8 protein-coding genes are annotated in these 8,288 nt (G+C 43.6%); 2 read left to right on the top strand and 6 right to left on the bottom strand.

Features of this window, described 5'->3' with window-relative positions:
• Positions 1–225: 225 nt before the first annotated feature.
• From IEY18_RS06960 to IEY18_RS06950, 3 genes are all read right to left on the bottom strand, one after another.
• A complete protein-coding gene (locus IEY18_RS06960) occupies positions 226–492 on the bottom strand; it encodes a hypothetical protein (protein WP_188919119.1) in 267 nt (88 codons plus the stop codon).
• 197 nt (positions 493–689) lie between these two features.
• Positions 690–1,058, bottom strand: a complete 369-nt coding sequence (locus IEY18_RS06955; protein ID WP_188919117.1) for a hypothetical protein — start codon at positions 1,056–1,058, stop codon at positions 690–692.
• Positions 1,059–1,833: 775 nt separating this feature from the next.
• Positions 1,834–2,454, bottom strand: a complete 621-nt coding sequence (locus tag IEY18_RS06950) for an integrase (protein ID WP_229779761.1) — start codon at positions 2,452–2,454, stop codon at positions 1,834–1,836.
• 241 nt (positions 2,455–2,695) lie between these two features.
• On the opposite strand from IEY18_RS06950, the gene sbcB reads away from it, so the two are divergent.
• Both sbcB and cdd read left to right on the top strand, forming a co-directional pair.
• Positions 2,696–4,114: an exodeoxyribonuclease I gene (gene sbcB, locus IEY18_RS06945; protein WP_188919115.1), complete on the top strand. Its 1,419-nt coding sequence runs from the start codon at positions 2,696–2,698 to the stop codon at positions 4,112–4,114.
• 97 nt (positions 4,115–4,211) lie between these two features.
• Positions 4,212–5,102, top strand: a complete 891-nt coding sequence (gene cdd / locus IEY18_RS06940; protein WP_188919113.1) for a cytidine deaminase — start codon at positions 4,212–4,214, stop codon at positions 5,100–5,102.
• Positions 5,103–5,240: 138 nt separating this feature from the next.
• Here the strand turns inward: cdd and IEY18_RS06935 are convergent, their stop codons facing one another.
• From IEY18_RS06935 to fabF, 3 genes are all read right to left on the bottom strand, one after another.
• Positions 5,241–6,116: an NAD(P)-dependent oxidoreductase gene (locus tag IEY18_RS06935; protein ID WP_188919111.1), complete on the bottom strand. Its 876-nt coding sequence runs from the start codon at positions 6,114–6,116 to the stop codon at positions 5,241–5,243.
• A 210-nt stretch (positions 6,117–6,326) separates the two neighbouring features.
• Positions 6,327–6,806, bottom strand: a complete 480-nt coding sequence (locus IEY18_RS06930; RefSeq protein ID WP_188919109.1) for an acyl-CoA thioesterase — start codon at positions 6,804–6,806, stop codon at positions 6,327–6,329.
• A 108-nt stretch (positions 6,807–6,914) separates the two neighbouring features.
• Positions 6,915–8,153 (bottom strand): beta-ketoacyl-ACP synthase II, encoded by a 1,239-nt coding sequence (fabF, locus tag IEY18_RS06925; protein ID WP_188919108.1) that lies wholly within the window; start codon positions 8,151–8,153, stop codon positions 6,915–6,917.
• Positions 8,154–8,288 lie beyond the last annotated feature (135 nt).

Genomic DNA, 8,288 nt, shown 5'->3' with positions numbered 1-8,288 from the left:
TTGATCTTGGGAGCGAAAACAAGATTTCCTTCATTTGGCATTGAATCAGTCGCAATTGCTATAGAGGAGAAAGCAAAAATAAACGCAAACACAAGCTTCATTGAATCCTCCATGACGTATAACGCCCCAATAAGGGGCTGATAATGCTTGGCTAAACTTGTGTAGCGGAGCGAAACTGAGCCAAGCTTTAGCAGTCCCGCACTTAATTGGCTTGTTAGGTATACATTATTCACCGTACTCCGATAAGTACAGTTTTATACCTAATTTTCCCATTATACTCATAACCTTAGGTGAAAGAATAGCTCCGCCACCGCAAGCATTTTCTCTGATGCTGAAACCAACATCTGCAATGTAATTAGAAGAAGGAAGATTTAATGAGTTTTCAAAAAGCCAAGATTCTAGTTCTTGTATTTGAGTCGGAAGATCCCAAACACCTTTGGACAATATGGTGATCGTTTCCTTTGAGCCTTCGACTTTAATGTAAATTGGCACCTATCTTCCTTGTATACCTAACGCCCGCATTTGCGGCTGGTTTGGAGCGCAGCGGAAAACCAGTCCGACAACATGCGCTTGTTAGGCTTTGACTGCATGATAAAAGACTCCCAGCCCCTTGGGATTATAAAACTCCCAGCTAGCATTTTCATACCGAACGAAAACTTCATTGGTCTGGAGAGCATTCCACCACTTATTCAATGTTTCGAAAATAGCGATGTAGTAAATTCACCGCAAAGATCGTTTGGAAAATACGATATTTCAACAGCTATTTTTTCATCTTCAGGCCTATCGAGAAACAGATGAACTTGGCTTACAAAACTATCACTAGACTTCAGCTGACCATGAATACAACCTTCTTCGCGTGCTTTAATGTAAGACATCACGCTTTCAGCAGACAATTCAACAATTTCACCGTCTTGATCCAGTAGCTCACCATTGTTAAATGCTTCGAGAAAGAGCTTTGTGAACACTTCAACACAATCCAAAGCGGCCGGAGTAAAGGTGATATCCCTAGTACTACCATCGCTGTCGGTTAAATATTCGAGTATTTCAGCTTCATTCATACGAGAGCCTAACGCCCTAATAATGGGCAAAAAATTGTTTGCTAAAATGTTGAGGAACGAAAACAGCAAACTGTTTTTTGTCCTTGTTTATTAGCTTGTTATATAACTTTAACACTAACTAAATATATTGGTAAACTTGCTAGCAGCCAACAAACCAATACCAACTAATAATGCATGTAAACGATATTGTGACCACGAAAATGAGTCATCTGGTACTGCCTTAATATATTCGTCCTCATTGTCACCACTAAACAAATCGACGGGCAAAAAGTCAGATAGAAACATCATTAGCCCAAAAGCTATTAATATGATGCTAATTATAAAAATGAATTTGGTCACGACTCGATCCCGAGAGTTATATAACAGCGTAATAGACGGAATTATTCCGTGTTTAAACACGGATTTTTTCCGTCTATCCTGATTTTGCAATCTTGACACACTAAGCGATATATTCTTTAAAAACAATGATGAAACGCACAATTCGCAAGGGGCTCTCATGGAGAAAGGCAGAATAATTCCGTCTAACAGACAAAAATACGGAATATCACCACACTGTATATAAATTCAATGTTTTTGAGTGCGACTTTTAGGTTTTATCAGCTTTTAAGAGCGTATTCTGGAACTCCTGCACACAAGGCATGATGCCAAACAAGTCATCAAGACCTATCCAACCAGAAGTAGAGGCATTCTTATCCCATCTGAGTTGCCAAATGAAGTTGCCCTTACCCTTTCCTCTCTAACACGGCAACCTTGCTATCGCCCGCCGCAGCCAATTTCAACTTTGGAGTCCACTGCTCATACTCGCGCCGGTTAACAAGCAGGCTTTGATTGCATTGGTGACGGTTTTGGTTACGCGGCATTTATCAAGCTCACGTATAATTTTACCGCACTCAAAAAATGTTAAGACTCGAGAGCCTACTTTGGAGGCTGAACCAATATCGGAAGCCTTGAGCTGTAACACATCAACCGTCGATATCATTTGCCGACGTACAGCCCAATTCAGTATGGTTTTCAATTGCTTTAAAATAGCCCCTGAAGTCACCCTGCTCTTTTCAGACTTTTTATCAAAGAAATCTATCCAATCACCGAGTGATATATCTTCAACAAGCCGCTCTGCAAACGTATCAAACAAATGAGCGCGAAAACATGATTCATAGGTCGCAATAGTACCAGGCTTAAGTGCCGAGCTACGCTTGGCCATAAACTGTTCGCAGCAATACCTAACCGTTGCTCTTCCTGATTTTGAGTTGCGTTGTTTCCAATAAACTCTAGGATCTGTATCATTCGCCAGAGCACCGCGTAATTCGGGAATAAAGTGCCTAACTTCGGCGAGTTTTACATCGGGATACCGCCCCTGTGACACTCGGGAATTTTTGCCCGGAAACGGTACCGCCAAGTAATGGCACCTTTTGGCAATATTCTCGAACTTAATTCGTCTCGATCTGACAATTCTGGACTACTATATAGGGCTTTAAGTAGATTGCGCGTAACTTAAGTCCGATAAAGCCATTTCAGCAACGTATGTACACGCAACATGGTTGAAACGCTATAAGATAGGTAAAAAACGAATTGAATGGTTTTGGTGATATTAAATTATTAAAACCAATTATATAGAGATAAATCGTGAGTAAGAATAAATGAACAAATCACAAGCGAATCAGCCCTCAATTTTCTGGCACGATTATGAGACATTTGGCGCCAATCCAGCCAAAGATCGCCCGTCGCAATTTGCAGGGGTTCGTACTGATTATGATTTAAACATTATTGGAGAGCCCGTTACATTTTATTGTAAACAAGCAAAAGATAGCTTGCCGTCCCCCGAAGCGATTTTAATTACAGGGATAACCCCACAACTGGCCAACTTAAAGGGGCTGCCTGAAACTGAGTTTATGGGTCGCATTGAAGATTTGTTCAGTCAGCCCAATACATGTGTTGCTGGTTATAATTCTCTGAGATTTGATGATGAAGTGACACGATATGGATTTTATCGGAACTTTATCGACCCCTATGCTAGAGAGTGGCAACATGGCAATTCTCGTTGGGATGTGATTGATCTTGTACGTGCTTGTTATGCACTACGACCCGAAGGAATTGAATGGCCATTAAAAGAAGACGGCACTCCCAGCTTTAAGTTGGAAGATCTCAGTCAGGCAAACGGCCTAATTCATGAAAAAGCCCATGACGCAATGAGTGATGTTTACGCCACTATTGCTATCGCAAAATTGATAAAGCAAAAGCAGCCCAAACTTTATCAATATTACTTCGGCCTTCGTCGCAAACAAGAGGTCAGCAAGCATATCGATGTGCTCAATATGAAGCCACTGCTTCATGTGAGTTCAAAAATTCCTGCAGCCCACGGTTGTACTACCATCATCGCGCCAGTAGCCCACCATGAGACCAACAAAAATGCGATTATTTGTGTCAATTTGGCAATGGATGTATCACCACTTTTTGAGTTAACCGTTGATCAAATTAAACAGCGCATGTACACCCCAAGAATTGATCTCGCCGAAGATGAGTTACCGATCCCGTTAAAGCAGATCCATCTTAACAAGTGCCCGTTTATCGCTGCCGCTAAAACGTTAACAGATGCCAACGCAGATCGACTTAGCATCGACAAGTCATTTGCAAGAGAACAATTTAGAAAACTAAGAGAACACCCAGAGCTTAGAGAAAAACTCACTCAAGTCTTTAGCGACGAAGGGAGAGCTGCCATCACAGACCCTGATCTCATGTTATATAGCGGCGGATTTTTTAGCGCCGCAGATAAGGCAAAAATGGAAATAATTCGTCGCACAGCACCTCAAAACCTCGCTGCGCTAGACTTACAATTTGACGACTCTCGCATTGAAACCATGCTATTTCGCTATCGTGGGCGAAATTACCCTGAAACATTTAGCGAACAGGAATCAAATCAGTGGCGTGAATACTGTCAGCATAAGCTCAATGATCCAGACTATATGCTTCGATTGGAGAACTTGCTTGAGACCACGGCTGAAAATGAAAGCAAACAGAAATTACTAGAAGCTTTATGTCATTATTTGCGTTCACTCTAATATCTAGCACGCATTTTTGTGACCAACCCCACATCACAACCGTAATAAGATTACTATTATGACTATCCATTAGGTCAAACAGTAAGGATGTGGGGAGATGCAAGATAGATTTGTTAAGAGCATTACCCAACTGCCAGAACCACTGGCAAACGCTTTAGTGCCATTGTTAGGTCAGGATTTTGCGGGCCATATTGATGCACAACAACTGACAGAATTACAAGCCGCTTCAGGGCTCTCAGAAAAAGAGATGTTGCTTGCGCTGTTACCCATAGCAGCGACCATGGCAGAAACTCCCATAAGTCATTTCAATGTCGGTGCTATTGCTAAAGGAAAGAGCGGCGATATCTATATGGGGGCTAATTTAGAGCTCACAGGAGAAGCACTTTGCCATAGTGTTCATGCAGAGCAGAGTGCGATTAGCCATGCATGGTTAAGCGGTGAACAACAAATTGTTGATATCGTTGTGAACTACAGTCCTTGTGGTCATTGTCGACAATTTATGAATGAGTTAGTCCAAGGACAAAGCATTCGTATTCATCTCCCAGGCCAGGACGTTCATCCATTATCACACTACTTGCCTTATGGTTTTAGCCCAGCAGATCTTGGTGTTAAAGAGCCCTTACTCACAAAGCAGCAAATTGATATTGAAATAGACAGCGATGATCCGATGGTGATCGAAGCTTTAGATCAAGCAGGCTTGAGCTACGCTCCTTATACTCAGGCCCATGCGGCTGTGGTGTTAGAAACGAAAGATGGCCGCACCTATTGTGGACGTTACGCAGAAAATGCGGCCTACAACCCATCCATGATGCCGATGCAAATGGCGCTTTCTTGCCTTAAACGCCATAACCGAGATTATGACGAGATTAATCGAGCCGTTCTTATTGAGTCATCAAAAGGTGTCATTTCACTTGTCGGTGCCACGATGGACGCGTTACACGCCATTGCTGCAGTTGAACTTGAACATATTGTGGTAGAACCTGCTTAGCCGTTTCAACCTCAGACTAGAGCACCACTAAAGTCACAAACAAAGAAGGACAGCCTATTCAGCTGTCCTCCTTTGTATTTTCGACTGGCTAGATTCGCTCTACAGCCCACATGATCTGCAACAAATATATGGGGTAGATTATTCTCTATGCTTTTCAAGTCGAGCAAGCAAACTGGAAGTATCCCAACGATTTCCCCCCATCGCTTGTACATCACTATAGAATTGATCAACCAGCGCGGTCAGTGGCAATTGAGAGCCATTTCTTCGTGCTTCATCTAAAGCAATCCCTAAATCCTTACGCATCCAATCAATCGCAAAACCAAAATCATACTCACCTTGCCACATTGTTTGGTATCGGTTTTCCATTTGCCACGACTGTGCTGCGCCCTTACTGATCACCTCAACAACTTTGACGCCATCTAAGCCCGCGCTTCGAGCAAAATGAAGGCCTTCGGCAATGCCCTGTACTACGCCAGCAATGCAAATTTGATTGACCATCTTGGTCAATTGACCTGCCCCTACATCGCCAAGCAATTCAGCACAACGGGCATAAGCTTCAATCACAGGCTTCACCTGAGCAAAAACTTCCGGCTTCCCCCCCATCATTACCGTTAATACACCATTTTCTGCACCAGCTTGGCCACCAGAGACTGGTGCGTCCAAAAACTCTATATCTCGCTCGGCAAGTATCTTTGCTAACTCTCGAGCCACATCAGCAGATGCGGTCGTATGATCCACAAGAATGGCACCGGCTTTTAAGCCATGAATAACGCCCGAGTCACCAATGACAACTTCGCGTAAATCATCGTCATTCCCCACGCAGGTAAACACAATATCTTGCCCTTCTGCAGCTTGTGCAGGAGTGTCACGCCATAGGCCACCATACTCATCAGCCCATGCTTGTGCCTTTGCGGTCGTTCGATTGTAAACGGTAACTTGATGTCCATTTTTCAATAAGTGGCCGGCCATTGGATAACCCATTACGCCAAGACCTATAAATGCTACGTTTGCCATGAAAGTTCCTTAAGATATTGAGGTGGGATTGTCGGGTACGGACAATTCAACGTTGAATTGAAAAGAATGCTACGAGTGTGCTTGAAAAATGACTTCTATTCAATGGCCTAGTAAATCCGACCAAACAAAAGTTAGGAGCCAAGATTCATTTCAAGATTGTGGCATTGAATAAACAAAAGTCACCAAGAAATATGCAAGATTAAATCAGTACTATTCAGCGACGTGAGCCGCCATTTCATCACCAATTTTTTTCCGCATTTGCATCAAAGTAATTGCCGATTCACGGAGTTTAATATCCTTTTCAGATGTTGGCACCCACTCAGGAACCTGCGTTGCAACCCCGGATTCATCAACGGCCACCATAATCACAACGCAATGGGTGGTTAGCTGCTTTAATGGGCTTGTTGGTTCTCCCGCCTTGACGTCGATGCCAATATGCATGGACGTTCTTCCGGTATAGATAACCTTACCTGTAACTTCAACAATATTCCCTACGTGAATCGGCTTTAAAAAACGAATGCCGCCGGCATAAGCAGTGATGCAATATTTGCCACTCCAACCTGCGCCACACGCATATGCCGCAAGGTCAATCCACTTCATCACTGCACCGCCGTGTACCTTGCCACCAAAGTTGACATCCGCAGGCTCCGCAAGAAAACGTAATGTTATCTCTCTTTCTATCCCAGCCATCGCACTTACTCCTCACTGTTGCTTCATTTTCAGTCTACGTGACTTGCTTGATATTCCAAATAAAAAAAGCGCCACATGGGCGCTTTTCAAGTTAATGCTCATTTAAAACTAGATTTTCTTAAAGAGCAAAGAACCATTCGTACCACCAAAACCAAATGAGTTACATAATGCGTAATCAAATTGGTGATCTCGTGCGGTATGCGCAACAAAATCTAAATCACAACCTTCATCTGGATTATCCAGATTCAATGTCGGTGGAACTTGCTGATCTTTAAGTGCCAGTAACGTAATAATCGCCTCAACCGACCCCGCAGCACCGAGTAAGTGCCCTGTCATCGACTTCGTGGAGCTCACTAACAGATCATAGGCATGATCGCCAAATGTTGATTTCACCGCAGCAGCTTCCGCTTTATCACCTGCTGGTGTTGAAGTTCCGTGCGCATTAATATAACCCACTAACTCTTTCGCTATCTTGGCGTCGTTAATCGCATTTGCCATTGCAGCAGCAGCGCCAGAACCATCACTTGGTGGCGAAGTCATATGGAAAGCGTCACCACTCATGCCAAAGCCGACCAGTTCACCGTAAATGGTGGCACCACGCGCCTTGGCATGTTCGTACTCTTCCATGACCATCACACCAGCGCCATCACCTATCACAAATCCATCACGATCTTTGTCCCATGGTCGGCTAGCCGCTTGAGGATCATCATTGCGAGTAGACAGTGCTTTCGCCGCGGCAAAACCACCGACACCCAATGGACAAGTCACATCTTCAGCACCACCTGCTACCATTACATCAGCATCACCATATGCAATGGTACGGGCAGCGAAGCCAATATTATGAACACCTGTCGTACATGCTGTGGTCACGGCAAAGTTAGGGCCAGTCATGCCATACTTAATTGAAAGATGACCCGCGATCATATTGATGATGGTGCTTGGCACAAAAAATGGCGATATTTTACGGGCACCGCTTTTCAAATAAGCGCGATGGTTTTGCTCAATTAAGTGCATTCCACCCATACCAGCACCTATCGCAGTACCAACGCGAGCAGGGTTTTCTTTGCTCATATCAATACCGGCATCATCCATCGCTTGAATGCCTGCGGCCATACCGTATTGGATAAACAAATCCATTTTACGAGCATCTTTTTTAGACAGATACTGCTCTACATCAAAATCTTTGACCGAGCCACTAAAGCGAGTCGTGAGCTCACTCGCGTCAAACTTAGTAATTGGAGCAATACCACTCTTACCTGAAAGGAGTGCTTTCCATGAAGAATCAACGGTATTTCCCACTGGGCTAACTAGGCCTAGTCCTGTGACTACAACACGACGTTTAGACACGTTTTTCACCTCATCATACTGATTGTGTAAACTCATCGAAAATTTCTATCGTTCAATGTTTTATGCTGTAACAGAAGCAGTGTGCTGTGGATAGAAATAATCTTGGTAGGAGTACAAACAAAAACAGGCGGCAAA

It is taken from the genome of Shewanella gelidii, from assembly GCF_014647855.1.
Classification (GTDB): domain Bacteria; phylum Pseudomonadota; class Gammaproteobacteria; order Enterobacterales; family Shewanellaceae; genus Shewanella; species Shewanella gelidii.
The sequence above is the reverse complement of the archived record's forward strand: the minus strand, read 5'-3'. Positions and strand labels throughout refer to the sequence as shown.